Source organism: Shewanella xiamenensis, assembly GCF_014647135.1.
GTDB classification, from domain to species: Bacteria; Pseudomonadota; Gammaproteobacteria; order Enterobacterales; family Shewanellaceae; genus Shewanella; species Shewanella xiamenensis.
The window spans coordinates 64,025-86,614 of sequence record NZ_BMOP01000012.1; the positions used below are offsets into that span (position 1 = coordinate 64,025).

General features: G+C 45.5%; 19 protein-coding genes. 4 read left to right on the plus strand and 15 right to left on the minus strand.

The features are described 5' to 3' along the window. Positions 1–67 precede the first annotated feature (67 nt). The 3 genes from IEY09_RS12015 to nagZ all read right to left on the minus strand — a co-directional run bounded on the left by IEY09_RS12015 (position 68) and on the right by nagZ (position 2,556). A complete protein-coding gene (locus IEY09_RS12015; RefSeq protein ID WP_037418308.1) occupies positions 68–340 on the minus strand; it encodes an acylphosphatase in 273 nt (90 codons plus the stop codon). Between the two features lie 566 nt (positions 341–906). Continuing rightward, positions 907–1,446, minus strand: coding sequence for an alpha/beta hydrolase YcfP (gene ycfP, locus IEY09_RS12020; protein ID WP_037418311.1), 540 nt, complete (start codon positions 1,444–1,446; stop codon positions 907–909). A gap of 81 nt (positions 1,447–1,527) precedes the next feature. Further along, complete coding sequence (gene nagZ, locus IEY09_RS12025) at positions 1,528–2,556, minus strand: beta-N-acetylhexosaminidase (protein ID WP_037418314.1); 1,029 nt, start codon at positions 2,554–2,556, stop codon at positions 1,528–1,530. A gap of 383 nt (positions 2,557–2,939) precedes the next feature. On the opposite strand from nagZ, the gene IEY09_RS12030 reads away from it, so the two are divergent. Then, on the plus strand, positions 2,940–4,316 hold the full coding sequence (locus IEY09_RS12030; protein WP_037418317.1) for an L-serine ammonia-lyase: 1,377 nt from the start codon (positions 2,940–2,942) through the stop codon (positions 4,314–4,316). 111 nt (positions 4,317–4,427) lie between these two features. On the opposite strand, the gene IEY09_RS12035 is transcribed toward IEY09_RS12030, so the two are convergent. The 4 genes from IEY09_RS12035 to IEY09_RS12050 all read right to left on the minus strand — a co-directional run bounded on the left by IEY09_RS12035 (position 4,428) and on the right by IEY09_RS12050 (position 8,855). Beyond that, complete coding sequence (locus IEY09_RS12035; RefSeq protein ID WP_069454845.1) at positions 4,428–5,165, minus strand: hypothetical protein; 738 nt, start codon at positions 5,163–5,165, stop codon at positions 4,428–4,430. A gap of 510 nt (positions 5,166–5,675) precedes the next feature. Beyond that, a complete protein-coding gene (locus IEY09_RS12040; RefSeq protein ID WP_188871210.1) occupies positions 5,676–6,458 on the minus strand; it encodes a S1 family peptidase in 783 nt (260 codons plus the stop codon). 290 nt (positions 6,459–6,748) lie between these two features. Beyond that, complete coding sequence (gene fghA, locus IEY09_RS12045; protein ID WP_037429803.1) at positions 6,749–7,588, minus strand: S-formylglutathione hydrolase; 840 nt, start codon at positions 7,586–7,588, stop codon at positions 6,749–6,751. A 127-nt stretch (positions 7,589–7,715) separates the two neighbouring features. Next, positions 7,716–8,855, minus strand: coding sequence for an S-(hydroxymethyl)glutathione dehydrogenase/class III alcohol dehydrogenase (locus IEY09_RS12050; protein WP_126513036.1), 1,140 nt, complete (start codon positions 8,853–8,855; stop codon positions 7,716–7,718). Positions 8,856–9,050: 195 nt separating this feature from the next. Here IEY09_RS12050 and IEY09_RS12055 point away from each other — a divergent pair, with 195 nt between their 5' ends. Further along, the gene (locus IEY09_RS12055) at positions 9,051–9,926 is read left to right on the plus strand and encodes a LysR substrate-binding domain-containing protein (RefSeq protein WP_037417872.1); all 876 of its coding nucleotides are present in this window, start codon (positions 9,051–9,053) and stop codon (positions 9,924–9,926) included. Between the two features lie 62 nt (positions 9,927–9,988). Here the strand turns inward: IEY09_RS12055 and IEY09_RS12060 are convergent, their stop codons facing one another. Continuing rightward, positions 9,989–11,278 (minus strand): NAD(P)/FAD-dependent oxidoreductase, encoded by a 1,290-nt coding sequence (locus tag IEY09_RS12060; RefSeq protein WP_047539659.1) that lies wholly within the window; start codon positions 11,276–11,278, stop codon positions 9,989–9,991. 315 nt (positions 11,279–11,593) lie between these two features. Between IEY09_RS12060 and IEY09_RS12065 the strand changes: the two genes are divergently transcribed. Continuing rightward, positions 11,594–12,238, plus strand: a complete 645-nt coding sequence (locus IEY09_RS12065) for a DUF938 domain-containing protein (RefSeq protein ID WP_188871212.1) — start codon at positions 11,594–11,596, stop codon at positions 12,236–12,238. Between the two features lie 114 nt (positions 12,239–12,352). On the opposite strand, the gene IEY09_RS12070 is transcribed toward IEY09_RS12065, so the two are convergent. The 5 genes from IEY09_RS12070 to IEY09_RS12090 form a co-directional block, all read right to left on the minus strand. Continuing rightward, positions 12,353–13,381 carry a GGDEF domain-containing protein gene (locus IEY09_RS12070; RefSeq protein WP_047539657.1) on the minus strand — a complete coding sequence of 343 codons (1,029 nt, stop codon included), beginning with the start codon at positions 13,379–13,381 and terminating at the stop codon, positions 12,353–12,355. Between the two features lie 159 nt (positions 13,382–13,540). After that, complete coding sequence (locus IEY09_RS12075) at positions 13,541–15,166, minus strand: phosphoethanolamine transferase (RefSeq protein WP_188871214.1); 1,626 nt, start codon at positions 15,164–15,166, stop codon at positions 13,541–13,543. 258 nt (positions 15,167–15,424) lie between these two features. Beyond that, positions 15,425–17,518, minus strand: coding sequence for a prolyl oligopeptidase family serine peptidase (locus IEY09_RS12080; protein WP_188871216.1), 2,094 nt, complete (start codon positions 17,516–17,518; stop codon positions 15,425–15,427). A gap of 263 nt (positions 17,519–17,781) precedes the next feature. Then, the gene (locus tag IEY09_RS12085) at positions 17,782–18,243 is read right to left on the minus strand and encodes a MarR family winged helix-turn-helix transcriptional regulator (RefSeq protein ID WP_188871218.1); all 462 of its coding nucleotides are present in this window, start codon (positions 18,241–18,243) and stop codon (positions 17,782–17,784) included. Further along, a complete protein-coding gene (locus IEY09_RS12090; protein WP_188871220.1) occupies positions 18,243–19,478 on the minus strand; it encodes a cation diffusion facilitator family transporter in 1,236 nt (411 codons plus the stop codon). Before IEY09_RS12090 ends, IEY09_RS12085 begins: the two co-directional genes overlap by 1 nt. A 626-nt stretch (positions 19,479–20,104) precedes the next feature. On the opposite strand from IEY09_RS12090, the gene gloA reads away from it, so the two are divergent. Further along, entirely contained in the window at positions 20,105–20,515 is a 411-nt protein-coding gene (gloA, locus tag IEY09_RS12095) for a lactoylglutathione lyase (RefSeq protein WP_037417829.1), read from the plus strand. Between the two features lie 93 nt (positions 20,516–20,608). On the opposite strand, the gene msrQ is transcribed toward gloA, so the two are convergent. After that, positions 20,609–21,256 (minus strand): protein-methionine-sulfoxide reductase heme-binding subunit MsrQ, encoded by a 648-nt coding sequence (gene msrQ, locus IEY09_RS12100; protein WP_188871222.1) that lies wholly within the window; start codon positions 21,254–21,256, stop codon positions 20,609–20,611. Between the two features lie 105 nt (positions 21,257–21,361). After that, entirely contained in the window at positions 21,362–22,396 is a 1,035-nt protein-coding gene (gene msrP, locus IEY09_RS12105; protein WP_069454838.1) for a protein-methionine-sulfoxide reductase catalytic subunit MsrP, read from the minus strand. Positions 22,397–22,590 lie beyond the last annotated feature (194 nt).

Below are 22,590 nucleotides of genomic sequence, written 5' to 3' on the forward strand. Positions count from 1 at the left end.
CCGCTTTTTTTATCACCACTAGCTCCATGACCATTCAAGACTCATCGAGACTGAATTTAGCAGCAAATCAGCGCACTATTGAAAAATCCAAATAAATATCATCGCCTTGGTCTTCTTCCACCTGCACCATTAATCCATCGGTGCAAGGCACGCCTAACTCACACCAGGCAATAAGATTATCTACAGCAGGATTACTGCCCTGTGCGAGCACTTCGACACTTCCATCGACGCAATTAGTCACATAACCTGTCACGCCCAAGGCTCGAGCCTTTGTCAGTGTCGCATGCCGACAGCCCACACCCTGTACGGTTCCCGTTAATTTGATTAGCACCCGTTTCATTTAAGACTCCTGAACAAGGTTAGCTTGTTATTCTCATGCGAGTTTAAGCATAGCCGAGATTTGAGCTTAGTTACGTTATAAATGTGTTAAGTGATGGATTTACTGAGTGAAACAAATGAAATGAAACGCATAAAAAAACAGCTAACAAGACCGCTGTTAGCTGTGTCGGGCGACATACGCAAAAGGTTGTCCATAAATGGACTAATGGCATAAAAGTTTGTAGCATTTTGTAACAAACTATTAAGACGCGCTACTTTACACAATTAATTACAAATTTCAACAAAATGATAGATAAATCCACTCTTATAGTACTTATTTAATGCTTTTTACTGAAATAACCAACCAAACCAACAATATATACCGTCAACCATTCCAAATATGAAATATATCGATATACCAATACATGACGCTCGGTAGCATAAGAAGCAACCCCGTACAAATAACGAACTGAAATATGGAAATGAGCGAAGGCGAAGGCTGGCAATCATACGAAAACCAAACCTATTCCCCTACAAATGAGTAGCGATGCGCGGTCTAATGATGAGTCTGCAAACGAGTATTAACCGTTAACTTAGCTTAAAAGCTTTGATTTTAGGCAAATGGGCCGCTAATTGGGGGAATTTATGGGGTTGAGTTTCATCCCATTCGATAGGGTAAAAACAACTGAGTTCACTGGACGTTGCTTGACTGTCGAGCACTTCATCAAGACGAGACAGAATGCACATCGCTTTGTGGGTATTCTTCAACCTAAACTCTGAAACACACTTATTGGCGATGTCGGCATACTCTTCCGGGCGATCAATTTTCCCTTGCATTGTCTCTTCTGGATGAAGATTGGGATTGATCAACACCGACTTTAACCCATTTAAAAAACCAATTCGCTCAGCCCAATACGCCCCCAAACCGACGCCCACCATTAACGGCGTGGGATCGTCGCTATACTGCATTTGCTTGGCGACCTCTTTCAATAAATGCTGCATATCATGCTTGGGATGCAAAGTGCTGTAGCTGATAAGCCTTACATCTGGGTCAATAAACTGCAACTGACGCATTTTTTCGTGATTACCAGGGCTAGTTGCATCGAATCCATGAAGATAAAAAATCATATTGAGACCTTTTAACAATCTGCCAAACACGGCGCATGTCACTAACCCTAGCAAATATTCATTGCAGAACCTTGCGCTACATCAAACTTTTGCCTGTTGTGCGAGCTGTATTTGCTCGGCCAGCAGCTTAGCATTTTCCCAACGAGTACTATTTTCTAATGCGATAGCAGTCTGCGCCGCATTAGGTTTAAGTAAACTCGCCGGATGTTTCGGTGCAGCAGAAGGCCATACAAAACCGTTTAAGAGTGACATAACACCTGGATTATCATTACAAACCAAAATCATATCGCAACCCGCATCCAACGCAGCTTGGGCGCGGCCTAAATAATCTCCCGCAAAAGATGCGCCCTTCATCCCCAGATCGTCGGAGAAAATCACTCCATTAAAACCCAGATCTTTGCGAAGGATCTGCTTTAACCAATAGGTTGAAAAGCCCGCAGGATTGGGGTCAACTTTAGGGTAGATCACATGGGCAGGCATAATGCCTGATAATTTACCTTGAGCGATCAACTCCTTAAACGGCAGAATATCTTGATTAAAAATCGCCTCAGCCTCACGTTCATCGATAGGTTGCGCAATATGGGAATCTGCCGCCACACTGCCATGACCAGGGAAATGCTTACCCACAGCCCCCATGCCCGCCTCGGCCATACCCTCAATAAAACTCTGCGCTAACGCAATCACTTCATCGGGCTTTGCACTAAAACTACGTTTGCCAATGACTTGGCTGATGCCGTTAAGATCGAGCACAGGCGCAAAGCTTAAGTCGATGTCACAGGCGAGTAACTCGATGGCCATTAAAAAACCCAGCTCACAGGCCCAACGTTTCGCCAATGCCATCTCGCCCTTAGCCGCTGGCAAAATATCCCCCATGGCCGGAATAAGCGTAAAACCTTCGCGAAAACGTTGTACTCGTCCGCCCTCATGGTCGACGGCAATCAAAATCTCGGGACGAATTTGGCGGATCTGCTGCACCAAGGCAATTAATTGCTCACGGCTAGTAAAGTTGCGGGAAAACAGGATCAAACCGCCCACTTGCGGATGGCGCAGCATCTCAGCTTCAGCATCACTGACCTCTAAAGACAGCAGATCCAGCATTAGATAACTCATAATTCTCCCTAAAATTTCTTATTCATACTCAAAAAATAACCATAGCGATACTGGCTACGGGGTTCACAAAAATCCCCAAAAAGCGAGCCATTTACCGTCAAATTTTACCCAAAACCGATAATGTAGGCCATTAAATCGACATTAATGATCCGCTAATTAAGCTCAGCTTATCCGAAGACTTTCTAATAAAAAAAACTAATGTGAATCTTGATACTGATTTATGGGATACTGAACATAAGCGTATCACACAAGCCTATTTTTACGTGGATAGTGCCTGCAGTTTGCCAGAGTTGATGCCCTAAAAACCAGCGTATTAACACCATAACTGCAAAGTTCATCCGCACACACTAAAATAAAAATCGAGACACAACAGGACTTCAATCATGATTAGCGTATTCGATATGTTCAAGATCGGCATTGGCCCTTCGAGTTCACACACTGTTGGCCCCATGAAAGCGGGCAAAATTTTTATGCAGCACCTTGCTGATTCGGGCCAGATTGCCCAAGTGGATGAATTAAGAGCCGAACTCTTTGGTTCCCTCGGCCAAACAGGCAAGGGCCACGGCACAGGTAAGGCGGTCATTTTAGGCTTGATGGGTGAAGATCCTGAAACCGTCGATACCGACAGCATCGATGGCATTCTTGAGCAAGTGTCTAAAAATGAAACCCTCAGCCTCAGCTGCGGCAAAGTAGTCAAGTTTACCCGTGAAGACGGCATTACCTACCACAGACGTAAAACCCTTCCCGCCCATGCGAACGCCATGACACTTTATGCCTACAGCAAAGGCGAATGTATTTTTGAGCGCACTTACTACTCTGTCGGTGGCGGATTTATCTTAGATGAAGATGAAATCAACCAACGTAATGCCTCACCAGCATCGCAAATTGAATCAGCACCTTATGATTTTAACAGCAGCGCCCAATTACTCGAACTTTGTACTGAACATGGCTTAAGCATTTCATCCTTAATGATGGCCAACGAACTTAGCCTTGCCAGTGAAGAAGAGGTCAAAGCCAAGCTGTGGAATATCTGGCAAACCATGAAAACCTGTATCGAAAGAGGTTATCAGAAGGAAGGTATTCTGCCTGGCGGCTTAAAGCTGCGTCGCCGCGCGCCAGCACTCTATCGTCGCCTCAAAGCCGAAGGCCGTAACAACGTCGATCCATTAACCGCAATGGATTGGGTCGATTTATTCGCCCTCTCGGTAAACGAGCAAAACGCAGCAGGCGATCGCGTTGTGACTGCACCAACAAACGGTGCCGCAGGTATTATTCCTGCCGTGCTTTGTTACTACGATACCTTCGTGCAAGAAGTCGATATCGACGTTTGCGCCCGTTACCTGTTAACCGCCGCTGCAATTGGTATCTTGTATAAGAAAAATGCCTCGATCTCAGGCGCTGAAGTTGGCTGTCAAGGTGAAGTCGGCGTAGCCTGCTCAATGGCGGCAGGCGCCTTAACCGAGATTATGGGCGGCACAGTCGAACATGTTGAGAACGCAGCTGAAATTGGTATGGAACATAACCTAGGCCTAACCTGCGACCCCGTAGGTGGCCTAGTACAAGTGCCTTGTATTGAACGTAATGCAATGGGCGCAATCAAGGCCATTAACGCCTCACGTATGGCGCTGCGCGGCGACGGTAACCACAAGGTATCACTGGATAAAGTGATTAAAACCATGATGGATACAGGTAAAGATATGCGCAGCAAATACAAAGAAACCGCCAAAGGCGGCCTTGCGGTGAACATTGTTGAGTGTTAATCCACTCAAGCTGTTAATTAACTTAAGTCTTTAGCACTGTCATGCCGCGCTTAACCGTTCAACCTAAACGATTAAGCGCGGCATTTGTTTATCTTAAAACGAGTACAACGTTTAGTTCGTCGCCTTCATTGATGAATTCACATATTGCGAAATCACTCCCGACCATGTTTTTTCAATTTCAGGAATAAGCTGCGAAAACGCTTGTTTTTCAGTCTCTCGGCGCAAATCATCGACTGCATCAGAGGTGCTCCATACCGATGCGTTTCGACTTTCCTTTGCCGTCGACTCCGCTAATCCATACAAATATTCGGTGCGCACATCAAACAGAGCCGCCGAGACGGTTGTCGTCACGCTCACTTCTTTATTTTTTAACAACCCAAGGGAAATGACATTCAGTGGCGCAAATTGCTGCTCACCCGCATGGAAAGAGGTATCAAAGGTATAAATCAGTAAGATATCCGCTTTGAGTCTTGCCGCAGCTTCCCGCAATGATTTGATGGAATCTAACTGCTCCGGCAACAAAATACGATTTAACGGTGCAATCCCTGCCACCTGCGGCATTTTACCTAATTGAGCAAAATCGGCTTCGGTTTCGACTTCACGGGTAGTGACCACACTGTAACGGCCTGTGCCAAAACTGCTTAAACGGTAGGATGCATAACCCGGCGCCTGAATACGTGCCACGGCAATATGTGCAGGGAATGTTGCAGCCGCTTGCACCGACATCAGCGCATTAATATCCGAATCTGCTAAGCTGCCGATAGCCACACTGCCACCAGGCGTAGTGTAAGAAGCACAACCGCCCAATAACATTAAACTCAAAAACGCCACAAGCTTTATCTTTTTCATTATCCCTCCATTAAACACACTTCATTCCCATGAATAGAAAAATAACTTACTGTTTAAAATAAATTTTTACTATCTAATCACTAAAATACATTGTTTCAAATTATTCCTCAAAACACGACAGGCTCACTTATCCAAACAATTAAATAAACGAAATATGATGCTCTTCAAAAGTAAATTAACCTGAACTCGGGGTAACGAGTGTCGAAAAAATCTAAATTTAACAAACTAAATCGATGCTATAGATGATTCTTTTGAAAGAAAAATCTTTTTTCTGACTGAATGCGCAGATTTTTGCGCATATCAAGGCACTCTGTCGTATGCCATAGCGAGCTATGGTGAGACAGAGCAACGCAGAGAGGCCCGAAAAGATGTCTATTCAGCGGATCTACTTATCCCGAGCTCAGGTTAAATTAGGCCAAACTCACCGATGTACACATCCGTTTTTATGAGAGCAAACAATAGAGAGTAGTGAGATAGCGGCAATTTATCGCAAAAGTACAATCTAATACCTTAATCAGGACAGATTTCTGGCGATATCCCTGATATCTTCCAAAGTGTTTTCTCGATCCAATCTCTGAAATAGGAAATGCGTGAGTAATGCTCAATCACGCCATACTTACCTTCTTCCCAATTGGTTGACTCAGCATTTTGCCATGAGCTGACACCGATAAGGCAGACTGAATTTGTCGAGACGAGATATGCGGGGCCACCCGAATCTCCTGGGCCACTGATCCCCTCCAATGGTAAGGCATTCGCGTCGCGGTCAAAGATAAATTGCAGCCATTGCTCCTGCACCCCAACTACGGCATTGTGTGCCGCGCGCAATTGTTTGTCGGCCGCCACAACGCCCACTAGCCCATTACCAAAATCGCCACGTCCGACGAAGGTAGCGATTTTACCCGTTTCGGTTGAGGCAGGATTCAATTTAGCGAGTGTGGCGTCTTCAATTGGAGATGCCAATTGGACCAATGCAATGTCATTGGGAAAGTGCCTTTCTTTCCAAAGTGGATGTTTTATCACGTCTTTAATCGAGTAAAAATCCTTTTTAAATTGCACTTTATTGCCAGTCGTTAGCTCATTAGCCACATGCGCCGCCGTCACAATCCATTGCTTATCGATAAGGCTGCCTGTACCAAGCACGATTTCATCACCTTTATAAAGTCCTAAAAAGGTGACTGTTGAATTATCGCTTTGCGCCGCCGCTTGATATTTCGCGTCTTCCGCATCATGCCTGATAATCATGGCATTGGCGGTACTCGTTATCGCCAGTAACAGTACAAACATCCATTTCATATTGAACTCCTATCCTTGCGTATATTTATTCACCAATATTGTTCGATGAGAATATAGAGAATGAATCATCATTAATTTCGAGAACTTAACAGTTTTTTTTCATTTCAGATATAGCCGCTGCATTCAAATCATTCAGGCGCAACGGACCAACATGACATGCTGAATGACATCACGATTTATCCGTAGAAAACAAAAGCGCAGCGAACTTGATGTTCACCGCGCTTTTTAATATTTAACCCTAGGCTTTAACTCTGAGGTTTAATCCTGAAAGGGGTTAACGATTGGCAACCTTATTTAAAATACAAGCTATGGAATTTAAGGTGCTCTTCAATAAAGCTCGCAATAAAGTAATAGCTATGGTCGTAGCCCGCCTGCATACGCAAATCTAAGGGATAGCCTTTCGTTTTGGCGATATCACTGAGCGTGTGTGGCATTAATTGTGTTTCTAAAAAACTGTCCGCATCGCCTTGGTCGACTAAAATAGGCACTTCGCTGATCGCCAATTTGAGTAACTCACAGGCATCATATTGGCGCCAGTGCTCACGATTTTCCCCTAAATACTCGGTAAAAGCTTTAATCCCCCAAGGCGCATTGCTTGGATTGCTGATAGGGCTAAAGGCCGAAATGGAGCTATATCTGTGGGGATGGGTTAATCCAATGACTAACGCGCCATGCCCGCCCATGGAGTGGCCAGAGATGGCGCGCTGTCCGGTTACGGGGAAATTCGCTTCAATCAGCGCTGGCAGCTCATGCACGATATAGTCGTACATTTTATAGTGGCGATTCCAAGGTGCTCTGGTCGCATTCACATAAAACCCTGCGCCGAGGCCCAAGTCATAGGCTTTATCCGGTGCATCGGCAACATCATCACCACGAGGACTGGTATCGGGAGCGACGATAGCCATTCCCAACTGCGCCGCAATACGCTGCGCGCCAGCCTTCTGCATAAAGTTTTCGTCGGTACAGGTGAGTCCCGATAGCCAATACAGTACAGGTACAGGCTTATTGGCCGCCTCGGGTGGCAGGTAAATCGCAAAGCGCATCTCGCAGTTCAGCGCCTGAGATTGATGGCGATACTGTTTGTGCCAACCACCAAAGCTCTTGTTACAGCTGATATTTTCTATGGTCATGTCAATCCCTTTCCTGTTCACTTTTAGCGGTTAGCTTGCCGTTCAATACCCTATCACAAGCTTAAAACACATAAGCAGCAGATAAGTCGTCAGCGGTTATCTGCTGCTGTGATGACAAAGAGCGCAATTATTTATCGAAATGGATCACGCTGCGAATGCTCTTGCCTTCATGCATTAAATCGAAGGCTTCGTTGACTTGCTCAAGTCCCATAGTGTGGGTGATAAAGTCATCGAGCTTAAACTCACCTGCTAGGTATTGTTCAACGATTTTAGGTAATTGCGAGCGTCCTTTCACGCCACCGAAGGCTGAGCCTCGCCATACGCGACCTGTCACCAGTTGGAACGGACGGGTAGAAATCTCCTGCCCTGCGCCTGCAACACCAATGATCACTGATTCGCCCCAGCCCTTGTGGCAACACTCGAGCGCGCTGCGCATCACATTGACATTACCGATACATTCGAAGGAGTAATCCACGCCGCCATCGGTCATCTCGACAATCACTTCTTGAATGGGTTTGTCGAAATTTTTAGGGTTAATACAATCGGTTGCACCTAGTTTACGGGCAAGTTCGAATTTAGATTCGTTGATATCAATGGCAATAATCCGGCTGGCTTTAGCCATGGTCGCCCCAATAATGGCCGAAAGACCGATACCACCTAGGCCAAAAATCGCCACGGTCGCGCCTTCTTCCACCTTAGCGGTGTTCATTACGGCGCCCATACCTGTCGTCACACCACAACCTAGCAGACAGATCTCTTCTAATGGCGCAGTTTTATTGACCTTAGCCAATGAAATTTCAGGTAATACAGTGTACTCAGAGAAGGTAGAACAGCCCATGTAATGGAAAATTGGCTGACCATCTTTATAGAAACGCGTGGTGCCATCTGGCATTAAACCTTTGCCTTGAGTCGCGCGGATCTTCTGGCACAGGTTTGTTTTACCCGATAAACAGAATTTACATTCACCGCATTCAGGCGTGTAGAGAGGGATCACATGGTCACCCACCTGCACGCTGGTCACGCCTTCGCCCACTTGCTCAACAATACCACCGCCCTCATGACCGAGGATCGCAGGGAACACGCCTTCAGGATCGTCACCACTTAAGGTAAACGCATCGGTATGGCACACCCCAGTCGCCACGATGCGCACTAATACTTCGCCAGCTTTAGGTAACATCACATCAACTTCTTCAATCTTGAGTGGCTGTCCTGGCCCCCAAGCCACCGCGGCCTTTGACTTGATAAACTGTGGTTTTTCGTTCGACATGCTTGTCTTTCCTTCTTTTAATCAATGGGCTTATCAATTTACGGCTTATCCTAGCCCTACTCGCTTGTAAGCATAGATTGAGGCGGACGGATAAGCTTAAAAATAGTGTGCGGTAATGCAGTCATTCGATTGTATTTATTTCCTGAGGATTGATAATCTAGCATTTTGGCAATTCATTTTTACTGAGAAGCAATAATGTACCTTTGGGATGGCATATCAGAATTTGTAGCAGTAGCCGAAGCCGAGAACTTTACCTTAGCCGCACAGCGCCTCAATGTGTCCACCGCCCACGTGAGTCGGCAAGTCGGCGCGCTGGAAAATCGCCTCGGCACTAAGCTGTTTTACCGTACGACGCGCAAGGTATCGCTCACCGAAGAAGGCACGATTTATTATCGCCATTGCCGCCAATTGCAGACAGGCCTCGAGGAAGCTGAGCGAGCGATTACCGATCTTAAAGACTCGCCTCAAGGGCTGATAAAACTCACCGCGCCCGTAGCCTACGGTGAAAAATTTATCATGCCGTTACTCAATGACTTTATGGTGCAGTACCCGAGCGTGGAATGTAATGTTGACTTGACTAACAGAACCTTGGATTTGATTGAGGGCGGTTACGATTTGGCTATTCGCCTTGGCAAACTCGCCGACTCCAGCCTAATGGCCAAACCCTTGAGTAGCCGCACCCATTATGTGGCCGCCTCGCCCAGTTATGTTGAAAAATACGGTGAGCCCCATACGCTTTCGGAGTTAAATCAACATAATTGTCTGATCGGGAATCACAATTACTGGCGCTTTATTGAACATGGCCGCGAGCGCAATATTAAGGTACGCGGCAACCTTATCTGCAACAGCGGCTATGCCCTGCGGGATGCAGCGTTAAAGGGCATAGGGATAGTACAACTCCCTGATTATTATATTGAAGAAGATATTCATGCAGGCAAACTTATCTCCTTCCTCGACGCACACCGCGAAGCCAAAGAAGGCATTTGGGCGCTCTACCCCCAAAATCGTCATCTGAGCGCCAAAGTGCGGGTTTTAGTGGATTATTTAGCTGAAAAACTGGCGAGCAGTTAACTCACAACAATTAATCCAATATGAGTGACAATCATCTCGCTTTCGTCAGACGCCCCACCTGTTTAGCGCCAGTTTTCCCTGAGGGTGTAATACAACATACCGAGTGCCAGTGCCTGATTACCAAACCATTCATTCAGCGGGATCCGGATATGACGCATGGCGGCGAAGAGATCGAACTCTCGCATTTGACCATCGATCGCCTGCCCCATGATCTCGGCCATGATATGGGAAGTTGCCACGCCATGGCCGGAATATCCCTGACAATAGAAGATATTCTGAGTAATTTTGCCCAGCTGAGGAATACGGTTAATCACTATCCCCGCCATGCCAGCCCAGGCAAATTCAATATCGACGCCCTTTAACTGGGGGAAAGTACGTTCAATCGCCGGGCGCAGCTCAGCGGCAACGTTTTTAGGATCGCGGCCGCTGTAATTGGTGCCACCGCCAAACATCAAACGGTTGTCGGCAGTTAAGCGGTAATAATCCAGCACGAAGCGGCAATCATACACGGCCAAATCCTGTGGATTAAGTTGCTTAGCTAACTCAGCTGGCAATTGGGCTGTCGCACAATTGCCAAGGGAGGCAGGAAATAACATGCCCCGTAGCTTGGGACGGCCCAATTTGTGGTAGGCATTGCCGGCGATGAGCACGCTGTTTGCCTTAACCGTTCCTTTTGGCGTGACCACGGTTGCAAGCTCTCCTTGCTGAATATCCAGCACCTGCGAATGTTCAAAAATCTGCGCGCCTAATGAGGCCGCGGCTCGCGCCTCACCAAGGCATAGATTTACCGAATGCAGATGCATATTGCGCCGATTGACTAAACCGCCGTGGTACAAGGGCGAGGCTAAATAGGTGGGCATCTCCTGCTCAGGCACTAAGGTCATAAACTCCCCCATGCCACGGCGATTAGCCTCGTCGAACATTTGCTGTAACTCTGCCATATGTGCGGGGCGATAGGCCGTCTGGATATGACCAAATTTTAAATCACAATCAATGTTGTACTTCGCCACTCTACTTTTGATGATATCGTGCCCACGCCAGCGAAGATCCCACACATAATCCTCGGCATCCTGACCAAGATGACGCCGTAATTGCTTGGTCATCGCTGCATCGCCAGATAGGCTTCCGGTCACTTGACCACCATTACGGCCAGTCGCGCCCCAAGCAATTTTATTTGCCTCTAGTAATGCGACCTTGTAGCCTTTTTCAGACAACTCAACCGCGGTTGCAACCCCAGTAAACCCGCCGCCGATAATGGCAACATCTACACGAAGATCACCTTCAAGTTCTGGATAATCAGACTCTTGCTTAATAGTGGCATTGTAATAAGAGGCGCAGCGTTTGGCTGACATAGGGTTTCCTTACACGATGTTATTATGATTTTTCGTTTAATATATTTTACAAACGTTCAGAATTTTTGAGTATAACGAAGCTATTATCATGGTCAACAGAAGAATGCCCCCTGACAGGGAAATAAGCGAGTTTGGCAAAACAGCTTAAGCCATTGGATTAACGAGGTTAGTGACTTAAGCTAGGCACCACCCGCTAGGATGGTAATAGAATTGACCCTGCGTTATTGTCTCAAGGGTAATCGCCATCAGAAAGACGCATTTCACAAAGATTTATTTAACAATAACTTGTTTAACAATGACCTATCAGGAGAAACTATGCCGCAGGATATACAACCTCAAACAACTGATGTTCTGCCCTTTTCTCAAGCCTGTGAAAATAATAAAGCGCCTATTCTTGCGGTATTAAAAACCGCTTTTGCCAATACCAAACAAGTACTTGAAATCGGCAGCGGCACGGGACAACACGCCGTTTATTTTGCGGCGAATCTCCATCAGCTTTTTTGGCAAACGAGCGATCAAGCGCAATATCTTGAGGGCATTAGTGCAAGATGTTTACAACAAGGTCATCAACTTGGCGTTCATAATCTTGGCTTACCTATTACACTTGATGTATCACTACCTTGGTCTATCAACGGCCCCCATATCGATGCAGTATTCAGCGCCAATACCTTACATATTATGAGTAAACCCAAGGTGGAAGCATTTTTTAATGGCTTAGGAGAGTATTTACCACAGCTCAACACCCTATGCCTGTACGGGCCTTTTAACTATCAAGGTCACTTTACCAGCGACAGCAATCGGCGATTTGATGACTTATTAAAACAAAGAGATAGTGAAAGCGGCATTCGAGATGTTGAATGGATTGTCACCCTTGCCCAAGCCCAAAACTTAACCTTAGTCGAAGATATCGCCATGCCCGCCAACAATCGCTTACTGCATTTTAAACATTTATTGGCGTAAGGCGCTCAATCCTGAACCCAAGATTCGCATCAGTGAAGCATAAGGATGCTGTGACTACTAACACTTAAACCATTATACATACGCCCTCAAACTATACTGATAATAAGCAACAACTCAGCCCCGCACGCAATTACGGCCATCGGATTTAGCTTCATACAGGGCTTTATCCGCTCTGCTAAACAAAGTTTCTGCATCATCGCCCTTTTGCAAAGAGGCTAAGCCAATCGACACCGTAATGGCGCCCAATGAGAGTTTTTTATCTTTGCCTATGGCTAGGCGCCGCTCGGAAATCCGCTCCCTCAAAGTCTCGGCCACTTGCAGCGCATCATGAAAATGGGTATTAGGCAGCAACACCACAAATTCCTCACCGCCGTAACGGGCGACAAAGTCATCACCACGCACACATTGTTTTAAAGCCAGCGCAACATAAGCCAAGACTTTGTCGCCGATTTGATGCCCATAGGTGTCGTTAAATATCTTAAATCTGTCAATATCCACAAGTAATAAACTACAACGGGTTTGTTGTTCTTCCGCGCGGTGGATATGGTCTTGAATGGCAATTTCGTAAGCTCGGCGGTTATGTAACGAAGTCAATTGATCTGTCATTGCTGCCAGACTTAAATTTTCCATTTCAGCTTTTAAGTTTTGTACTTCTTGTCCCATGGCATTGAGGCTCTGCTCCATGGCTTGGTTATTAACCAATAGGCTCTGCATTTCATCAAGCACCCCATCGACTAATTGATTTAACGTATTCACATCGGGCGTTGATTGCAGTTGCAATCCAAAATCCGCCAAGGTGCTTGTAAATGCTTCCGTCCCTTGAGTTAACTGAGTAATTTTACTGATGAGAGAGTTAATCAGTATCTGAGTTTCTATCTGGACATTCTCAATGACTTCAGGGGACTTCTCTTGAATAAAATTCTTGTACAGACTGGTATTCACTTCTTTGGTAAATACGACATTGTTAGCAAGAAAACCATCAATAGCACGATTTAGATCTAAGTTTGACTGAGCAAAATACTCATACCAAACGGTGTAGTTTTCTGGCGTAACAGGTATATCGAGCGCAGACATTTGCGGTACAGCTAAACGTAAAATTTGAGCCGCTGAATCGAGCTCTTTATTTGCTGCAGGAAAAGACATGAATCATGCATCCATGAGTTGTTATAATTTTGTATAACTTAAGTTAACTCAACTGCTTCATTTTAGATACTGGGTAAAATGATTATTATGATGGCGCGCAAAAACAAAAAGAGGATGTTGCCATCCTCCTTTAATTTTTTATGTTATGCCAAAAGCGGCTCAACCTCGGCAGCGGGCAAAAATATCCAATTCAGGCTGATAAACCTGAGTTTGAACATTCATTAATCCCAATAGGCTATCGAACAAATTGTCATGGGAAAATCCCCCCTTTTCAGCTTCTTTAGCAAGACAAGCCATATTCAAGTGATTATCTTGACTAAAGTCCTCAGAAAACCAAGCCAGCATAGGAATACTCGTTTGCTCAATAGGCGCAATGCTATAAGGGGCGCCATGCAAGTACATGCCTTTCTCACCCAAAGACTCGCCATGATCGGAGAGATAAAACATGGCGGTATCAAATTTTTCTTGCTGCTGTTTAAGTTTATTGACAACCTGACTAAGAATGTAATCGGTATATAAGATAGTGTTGTCGTAGGTATTCATTAACGCTTCAGCACTGCAATTTTGAATATCACTACGTGGGCAATCCGGCGTAAATTTACGGTGCTCTGGCGGATAACGTAGATAATAGGTCGGCCCGTGACTGCCAATAATATGTAACGCAATCACGGTATCTTTTTGCTCGGCGTTAGCTAATGCTTCATCAAGTTTGTTCAACAAAACTTGATCAAAGCAATATTGACCGGAGCACAACTCAGGATCGCTCTTTAAATCGATAGTGATGTTCTCAACCTGATCGCACACGCCTTTACAACCCGAGTCATTATCAAACCATTGCACCTTAATCCCGCCATGATTCAGTACATCAACGGCCGTGTCTTGGGCATAGGCACGGCGAGAATCGTAATCCTCACGTCCCATGCGGGAGAACATGCAAGGCAGCGATACTGCGGTTGCCGTACCACAAGAATGGGTATCCTTAAAGACCAGTAATCCTTGCCCCTGAGTATGGGTGTTAGTCGGTTTATCATAACCATAGTATTGATAGTTCATCGAACGAGCCGTTTCCCCAACCACCAGCACTAATAAATTGGGCTTACCGTTGGCATTGGGACTGACATTTTTTGCATCCAAGCCAAGCTGTTCATATTTGATTGGTGTTTGTAGGTAATGCACATTGATGTACTTAGCCGCCGCACCAATAAAATAGGTCGGCACGATATAACGCTTAATCTCATCATTATTGCGGCCAAAGGAAGCGTAGTCTTGGAAATAGAAGAAAGCGATAATCCCAAGCCCTGCTAACATCGCCAGCATAAACAAAACTTTATGTAGCAACTCTTTGAAAAATGGCTTGTATTGAATATCAGCTTTGTAAATCAAATAGGCTGGCAAAATCCCCGTAAGCAGCATATTGAGTATGGAAGCAAAATTGACATACATCAGCGCTTCAGCGCTGTTGGTTTGAAAGGTGTTTTCAATCATGCCGTAATCAAACACGATATTGTATTTTAAGGCCGCAAAAAACACGCTAGATGATAATAAAGTGAGAATGATAAAAAAGGGCTTTAGCAGATACTTCACTGTAAACAGCGAAAACACAAAACTCAGCGCAAAGATCAAAAATAACGGCATACTGGCGATAAAAACCGGATCGACATCAGGTTGTTTTTCAATGCCTTTTTTGATGATTTCAAACAGTGGGATATTAAAAACGCAAACGTAAAATACTGCGGTGATAAAAGTAAAACGATTCACGGTTAGGGTTTTAAATCTCGTCAGCACTGGTTATGGTCTCTCAAATCAATAGTGGGCCGAAGCTAACTTAGTTTTCTTAAGGCAATCTTATGCCCTACAATTTGCGTCATCTTAGCAAGTCGTCAGATTCTCCTCAATTAAATAATCTTTATAATTAACAAGTTATAATGCGGATTAAAAAAACGGCCGAATCTGAAGGCATTCGACCGTTTTTGACTCCCCAACCTATAGGGACTTGCTCGGAACTAACCCCAGCTTGTTAATTTACTGCGGTAACAAGTGCGATTATTTTAACTGCTGTAATAAGTAGGCAAACGCCATTGAATTTAGTTCCGCAGCTTGATTATTATCTGCAGCCCCAGCATGCCCACCTTCGATATTTTCATAGTAAAGCACATCAATCCCCATATCCTTCATCTTAGCCACCATCTTACGGGCGTGCCCTGGATGTACCCTGTCGTCACGGGTTGAGGTGGTAAAAAACACCTTAGGATAATGCACGTCTTTATGTAGGTTATGGTATGGCGAGTAAGTTTTTATGTAGGCCCATTCCTCTGGAACATCAGGATTACCGTACTCCCCCATCCAACTTGCACCAGCGAGTAACTTATTGAAACGGTACATGTCGAGTAAAGGCACTTGGCAGACCACAGCATTGTAGAGATCGGGACGACGGGTAAAGGCGGCGCCCATCAACAAACCACCATTACTGCCGCCTTGAATACCTAAATGCTTGCTCGAGGTGATCTTACGGGCGATCAAATCCTCAGCGATGGCCTCAAAGTCCTCGTAGGCCTTATGACGATTCTGCTTAAGTGCCGCTTGATGCCACGCAGGACCATACTCGCCGCCACCTCGGATATTGGCCAGTACATACACACCGCCCTGCTCTAACCAGTTTTTACCAATGGTAGCTGAATACGCTGGGCGAAGAGACACTTCAAATCCGCCATAACCATAAAGCAGTGTTGGATTGCTGCCATCGAGCTTAAGATTTTTTGCCATCACCACAAAATAAGGCACTTTGGTACCATCCTTTGAGGTGGCAAAATATTGCTCGGTTTTAAATTTATCCGCCGCAAACTGCTGAGGCATACCTTTGATTTTTTGAGGTTTAAGCACCTTAGCATTAACGGTATACAGGCTCGATGGCTCAAGGAAGCTAGTGTAATTAACAAAGAAATCATCACTGTCGCGCTCCATATCCATCACGGTTAGCGCACCATTGGCCTCAAAGGGAACTGGCGTGCTTTGCCATGCGCCTTTTTCATCTTGCTCGTAGCGAACCAGCTTGCTCTTCACGTTATCGAGCCAATTAACAAAAATCGCGCTCTTACTGAAACTTAGCTGTGCAATAGATGCTGTTGGGGTTGGGCTCACAAATTCAGTGAAGGAGGCTTTTTGGGCAATTAAATCGGCCACATTAGCGTACACGACAGCGCCTTGGCTGAATGTCGCTGCAGGCGTTGCTAAGTCACTCTTTAGCTCAAGAAACAACTTACCTTGGAAATAACCTTTAATCTCAGCATCTTGTGGGATGGGTAGCTTAATCAGTTTGCCGTCTTGGTAAACATACTGCGTCGCGGTATAAAAAGTATGTGCTTCTGTGACAAGGCTGAGCGGGGTTTTATCATCAAACATCACCCAACCCGATACCGCGACAGAGGTTTTATCGCCACTGAAAATGGTTTTTGCTTGCTCGAGCGGCGTACCACGTTGCCATAACTTAACGACACGGGGGTAACCTGAGTCAGTCATACTTTGGCCATCGCCAAAATCGGTGCCGACAAATGCTTGGTCTTTATCTATCCAACTTAGGCTAGATTTCGCTTCTTTTAAAAAGAATGGCTTATCTTTTGCTGGCACAAAATCTTTGGTGGTTAAATCAAATTCACGCACTTCCACCGCATCGGCGCCGCCACGGGATAAAGACACAAAACAACGTTGATTATCGGGATATTGGCAATCAATGCTCTTAAATACCCAGTTAACCGATTCCGACTTACCTAAAGCATCGACATCAAGCACGGTTTCCCACTTGGGTTGCGCCTTTGTGTATTCTTCCATGGTCGTGCGGCGATAAATACCCCGGACATGGGTATCGTCCTTCCAAAAGTTATACAGCTTGTCGCCGATGTGTGTGGCGTAAGGAATACGCTCTTTGTCATTGAGGATAGCGAGGCTATTTGCAACTAAGGTATCAAACCCTTTGAAGGCTTTAATTTCGGCGGCTGAGGCGGCATTTTGGGTCTTAACCCATTCCATAGGCTTGGCGCCTTCAACCTCTTCAAGCCACATATACGGGTCTTCTTGCGCGTGAACTTGAGCAGTCATAGTGAGCACACATGCGATGCACCAAGGCAGTAATTTACGATTCATGTTATTCCTTTTTAAACAGAGCCCTTAAACATAGTCCTTAAACAGAGCCCTTAAATTGATTCCATCTTAATTTCTGCTCTACATTACCTTAATTGATTTTCAGTTCAACTTTTAATCCAACAAGAATGTAACAAAAGATAAGGTATTGTAATCACGGATGATTAATCGAGAATGAATCGAAAATATTCAAGATGTTGTGTCATAAAAAAAAGCGCCCATCGGGGCGCTTTAATCGTGACTTAATGAGCTACATAAATGTGCAATTAAAACTCTTGGTTCATCCGCGTCAGCAGACTCAACAGTAAGCTTCGCTCCTCTGCACTCATCTTAGCCGTGAGATCGGTCGTTAATTGCAAATGCAGCGCATCATGTTCGAGGAACAGCGCCTGACCTTTCTCGGTAAGCTCGACCAGAATCGAGCGCCTATCGGTTTCGTGCGGGCGGCGCACAACCCATTGGGATTCGACCATCTTATCGATTTGCACCGTAAGCGTGCCAGTCGTTACCCCAATTTTATCAGCAAGTTCCTTCATCCGCATCGCGCCGTGCACTCCCAATAATTCAATGGTGTGAACCTGTGATAGGCTAAAACCCTTATCACGCACGATAGCATGCTCCCAAGATGATAATTTTTCATAAAACTCAATAATCACATGGTTTAACGCCTGATCCGTGGAATGGACGGCCGAGGCTGATAGAGCATCATGCTGCGGTGCAACTGTCATTAGGCTTCCTTAGCGACACACTCACGTTGACGACAAGTATGCAGCTCAATAGTAATATGGGATAACTCAGGGAACTTAGTCAGTAACTGATTAAAATAACTGGCTTCTTTCGGTGAGTGGGACACTATGGATAACATAATAGCATGGTGATCGGCACTCACGCGCCAAATATGTAAATCGGCGACTTGGTGATCAGGCACCGCTTCAATGGTTTCGCGCACTTTACGTTGTAGCGAGATATTTACCCCGCCGTCGAGCAAAATTGGACTCGTTTGCTGAATCAATCCCCATGACCAGCGGCTGATAATAATTGCCCCTACAATCCCCATAATCGGGTCGAGCCAGGTTAAGCCCATATATTTACCGAATAAGAGTGCGGCAATCGCCAGCACAGAGGTTAATGCATCGGCTAATACGTGAAAATAAGCCGCTCTCAGGTTGTGATCATGCCCTGAATGCCCATGGGAATGTCCATGTGCGTGGTTGTGTGAATGGTTATCATGGTCATGGTCATGGTCATGGTCATGGTCATGGTCATGGTCATGGTCATGGTCATGGTCATGGTCATGGTCATGGTCATGGTCATGGTCATGGTCAGCAGCATGATGATCGTGCCCATGGCAGCAATGATTATCTTGATGAGCCTTATGGTCATCGTTCTCATCATCATGATCATGTGCGTGAGTGTTGCCATGAGAGTGACCGTGTGAATGCCCATGTGAATGTCCATGGTCGTGGGAGTGATGGTCTTTCAACAAAAACACGCTTAATACGTTCACACTTAATCCAATCAAGGCCACGAAAATGGCCTCATTAAAGTGAATATTCTCAGGGTTTATCAAACGCATCCCTGATTCGATAAGCATGATAAGTGCAACCAGTCCTAAGGCGATGGCGCTGGTATAACCGCCAAGGACACTCACTTTACCGGTACCAAAGGCAAAGGTTGGATCATTGGCATGCTTACGGGCATAGGAATAGGCAAACAGCGTAATCATAAAGGCGGCGGCATGAGTGCCCATATGCCAACCATCGGCCAGCAATGCCATAGAGCCGTATATCGTGCCCGCCACAATCTCGGCCACCATAGTGATAACCGTTAAATACAGCACATAACGGGTATTTTTTTCGCCAGCAGTATTTTGTGTAGAGAATCCATGGGGATGTTGCCATTGGGCAATGGAGTGTCCAACGCCATGACTTGGCTGCGACATTGTTGAAGGGGTTATTTTCATTATTCTTTCCTACGTTCCCTGCCCTTATCTGACCGATTTGGACAAAAGTACCTGTGGTGTTTGATGATGTCTGCCAACATTTTAGTTTGAAAATCAAAATATATAAATATCAAAATAATCATTTTTCAAACTATTTGCAGAAATATTGCCGACAATCACGAGATGTTAAAACGGACAGATACGGAAAATGGCGGAGTCTAGAAACACAAAGGCGCTTAAATCAACCGATTTAAGCGCCTTAACACAGGATTTGATTAGAATGCGGTATCAGAACATAGATACGAAGAATGCACTGAAAAATAAAGCAATTACAACTGTAGTACCTAGCGCCATTTTAAGTTCGGTGTTCATATTCACTCTCCTAGTGGGTATGAACCCATTATTATCAAGCCTGCGATAAATGCCTATATTGAGATAGTTATTTTGTGAGCAAGACCTAAATTATCCTGTACTTTTCACATTGCATTTAATGGTGACGTGATACAGCTCACACCACGCAACCTCACCTAGCGCACATCAATTCAAAAATCAAGGCATAGCAATTCGCTTATTCGATTAACATTAAGACTCGATTAACAGTGATTTTTGTTATAATGCCGGCATAATTCATTGACCGAGATAATCCTATGTCACAACTGTTACACACAATGATCCGCGTTGGTAACTTAGAGCGCAGTATTAATTTTTACACTCAAATACTTGGCATGAAGCTACTTCGCACCTCAGAAAACCCAGAATACAAATATTCTTTAGCCTTCGTGGGCTACGGTGAAGAGTCAACAGGGCAAGCGGTGATTGAATTGACCTATAACTGGGGCACTGAAAAATACGATCTCGGCACAGGCTTTGGCCATATCGCCATTGGTGATGAAGACATTTATGCTCGTTGTGAAGCCATTGCCGCCGCAGGCGGTAAAGTGACACGCGCGCCTGGCCCTGTTGCGGGTGGCACCACCGAAATCGCCTTTGTGGAAGACCCTGACGGCTATAAGATTGAATTTATTCAAATGAAATCGGCAACCCAAGGTTTAGGTTAAACCTTTCTCTTCCAACGTCTGATATAAAAACGGCGCTTGCAGTGTATGCAAACGCCGTTTTCTTTGCTCGTTGATAAATGCCAACACTACAGATTATCGCTTGCCCTCGGCGGCCATCGCGATACGACTGCTACGCTTCTTCTGCCAAATGGGTAAGCGCCACGCGAGCAACAAACCAAAGCCGAGGATATACAGACTCGGTTCGATGATTTCGGATTTGACCGACCAATAAAAATGGATCGGTGCTAGTATCGCCACGACATACACCCCATTGTGCAGCGTTTGCCAACGGCGGCCCATTTTTCGCATTAAGACCTTAAATGAGGTAATCGCTAAGACGCTCACAATCGCATAAGCCACAGCACCAACTAAAATATAAGGCCGTTTCGCCACCTCGCTGAAGAATAACTCCCAGGCAAACAGCAGATCTAAACTGAAAAACGCCACAATATGCAGTGTGGCATAGGCAAACACATACAGGCCGACAAGCCTGCGAGTCTGCATTAACCAACCTGACTTAAATCTCTTGGCAATAGGTGAAATCAGTAGTGTTGCCAGTAGCGCATTGAGTGCGCCAATTCCAGTAAAGTGGATAATATGCTGCACAGGGTCGCCGCCCGCACGCCCCGACAGCACAGTAAAAACCAACCAAGTAATCGGGATAAGCCCAATCAAATGAAAAACTAACTTTACCCAGAGCAGTTGTTTTGGTGTGACTCTTAACGCCGTGATGTTGAACATAAGACTCCTACTCTTTTCCCCTTTAATGGCGCTAACCACTATCTCGCTAGACAGATATTGCAACTGGCGCAATCGATTGCGCCTAGAATACGGTCGCCGAATGGGTTAATAAAACTGCCTCAAATCCATGCCGTCATATAAAGAGGCCACAAACTCGCCATAGCCATTAAAAGGCAATGTATCGATGCGCTGCGCCGAGAATAACCCACCTTCACCGATGCGCCGCTCACTCGCCTGTGACCACCGGGGATGATCGACAGCTGGGTTCACATTGGCATAAAACCCATACTCATGGGGTGCGAGTTGATTCCAGCTGGTGGGTGGCTGCTTGTCCATCACCCGAATACGCACAATCGATTTAATGCTCTTAAAACCATATTTCCACGGCACCACTAAGCGGATCGGCGCACCGTTTTGCGGCGGCAGGGTTTTACCATACAGCCCGACTGACATCAGCGTCAGTTCATTCATCGCCTCGGCAATGGTTAAGCCTTCCACATAGGGATAATGAATGCCACCGCCCATTAAACGGCTTTTTTGTCCTGGCATTTGCTCGGGATCGAAGGCGGTCTCAAAAGCGACATATTTTCCCTTGCTGGTTACGCCCACTTTTTTCAATAACGCCGCAAGAGGAAACCCAACCCAAGGGATCACCATCGACCAAGCTTCAACACAGCGCAGTCGATAAGTACGCTCTTCAAGCGGAAACAGCTTAGTCAGATCCTGATAATCAAGCGTCATGGGGCGCTCAACTTCGCCTTCAATACGCAATTGCCAAGGGTCGACTTTATACTGCTGAGCATTATCAGACGGGTCTTGTTTGCTGGTTCCAAACTCATAAAAGTTATTATGGGTTGTGACCTTATCAAATGGTGTAAGCACCTCACCCTGACCAAAGCGCGCATTGGCCTCAAAAGTCAGTGGCGTGGTGATAAAGCTGGTTTTGGGCTGATCACCAAACAGATCGAATAATCCCGCCTGCACATAACCTGGGATACTGGCACCAATCGCACCTAACCCCATGGCTTTCACTATGTGGCGGCGTGCCTTAAAGACCGACTCAGGAGTAACTTGATTGTCTTGTATATGCCAGCGTGCTTTTTTCAAAATACCCGGTGTAAAACGTGATTGATTAGCCAATTGACACCTCTGCAGAAATAAAATGTTATGTACCGGCTTTTGCTAACGCTAAGCGCTCACCCATAAAGCTCAGGTAAATTAACCTGTGTTGATAAGCTTAGGGATATAGACACAGAAAACCGAAAAAAAATTTCATCCCTCACACTATATCAACCTAAGCGACTAAGTCTTGCTCATTTGAGTCATCAGCTAAA

Coding starts and splice junctions, on each gene's coding strand:
- IEY09_RS12040 (WP_188871210.1), bottom strand. CDS start 6,458: ATGAAATGGATGTTTGTACTGTTACTGGCGATAACGAGTACCGCCAAT.
- IEY09_RS12090 (WP_188871220.1), bottom strand. CDS start 19,478: ATGAAAATAACCCCTTCAACAATGTCGCAGCCAAGTCATGGCGTTGGA.
- IEY09_RS12030 (WP_037418317.1), top strand. CDS start 2,940: ATGATTAGCGTATTCGATATGTTCAAGATCGGCATTGGCCCTTCGAGT.
- fghA (WP_037429803.1), bottom strand. CDS start 7,588: ATGACCATAGAAAATATCAGCTGTAACAAGAGCTTTGGTGGTTGGCAC.
- IEY09_RS12080 (WP_188871216.1), bottom strand. CDS start 17,518: ATGAATCGTAAATTACTGCCTTGGTGCATCGCATGTGTGCTCACTATG.
- msrQ (WP_188871222.1), bottom strand. CDS start 21,256: ATGTTCAACATCACGGCGTTAAGAGTCACACCAAAACAACTGCTCTGG.
- IEY09_RS12035 (WP_069454845.1), bottom strand. CDS start 5,165: ATGAAAAAGATAAAGCTTGTGGCGTTTTTGAGTTTAATGTTATTGGGC.
- IEY09_RS12050 (WP_126513036.1), bottom strand. CDS start 8,855: ATGTCGAACGAAAAACCACAGTTTATCAAGTCAAAGGCCGCGGTGGCT.
- IEY09_RS12060 (WP_047539659.1), bottom strand. CDS start 11,278: ATGTCAGCCAAACGCTGCGCCTCTTATTACAATGCCACTATTAAGCAA.
- IEY09_RS12055 (WP_037417872.1), top strand. CDS start 9,051: ATGTACCTTTGGGATGGCATATCAGAATTTGTAGCAGTAGCCGAAGCC.
- gloA (WP_037417829.1), top strand. CDS start 20,105: ATGTCACAACTGTTACACACAATGATCCGCGTTGGTAACTTAGAGCGC.
- IEY09_RS12015 (WP_037418308.1), bottom strand. CDS start 340: ATGAAACGGGTGCTAATCAAATTAACGGGAACCGTACAGGGTGTGGGC.
- IEY09_RS12070 (WP_047539657.1), bottom strand. CDS start 13,381: ATGTCTTTTCCTGCAGCAAATAAAGAGCTCGATTCAGCGGCTCAAATT.
- IEY09_RS12085 (WP_188871218.1), bottom strand. CDS start 18,243: ATGACAGTTGCACCGCAGCATGATGCTCTATCAGCCTCGGCCGTCCAT.
- nagZ (WP_037418314.1), bottom strand. CDS start 2,556: ATGAGTTATCTAATGCTGGATCTGCTGTCTTTAGAGGTCAGTGATGCT.
- IEY09_RS12065 (WP_188871212.1), top strand. CDS start 11,594: ATGCCGCAGGATATACAACCTCAAACAACTGATGTTCTGCCCTTTTCT.
- ycfP (WP_037418311.1), bottom strand. CDS start 1,446: ATGATTTTTTATCTTCATGGATTCGATGCAACTAGCCCTGGTAATCAC.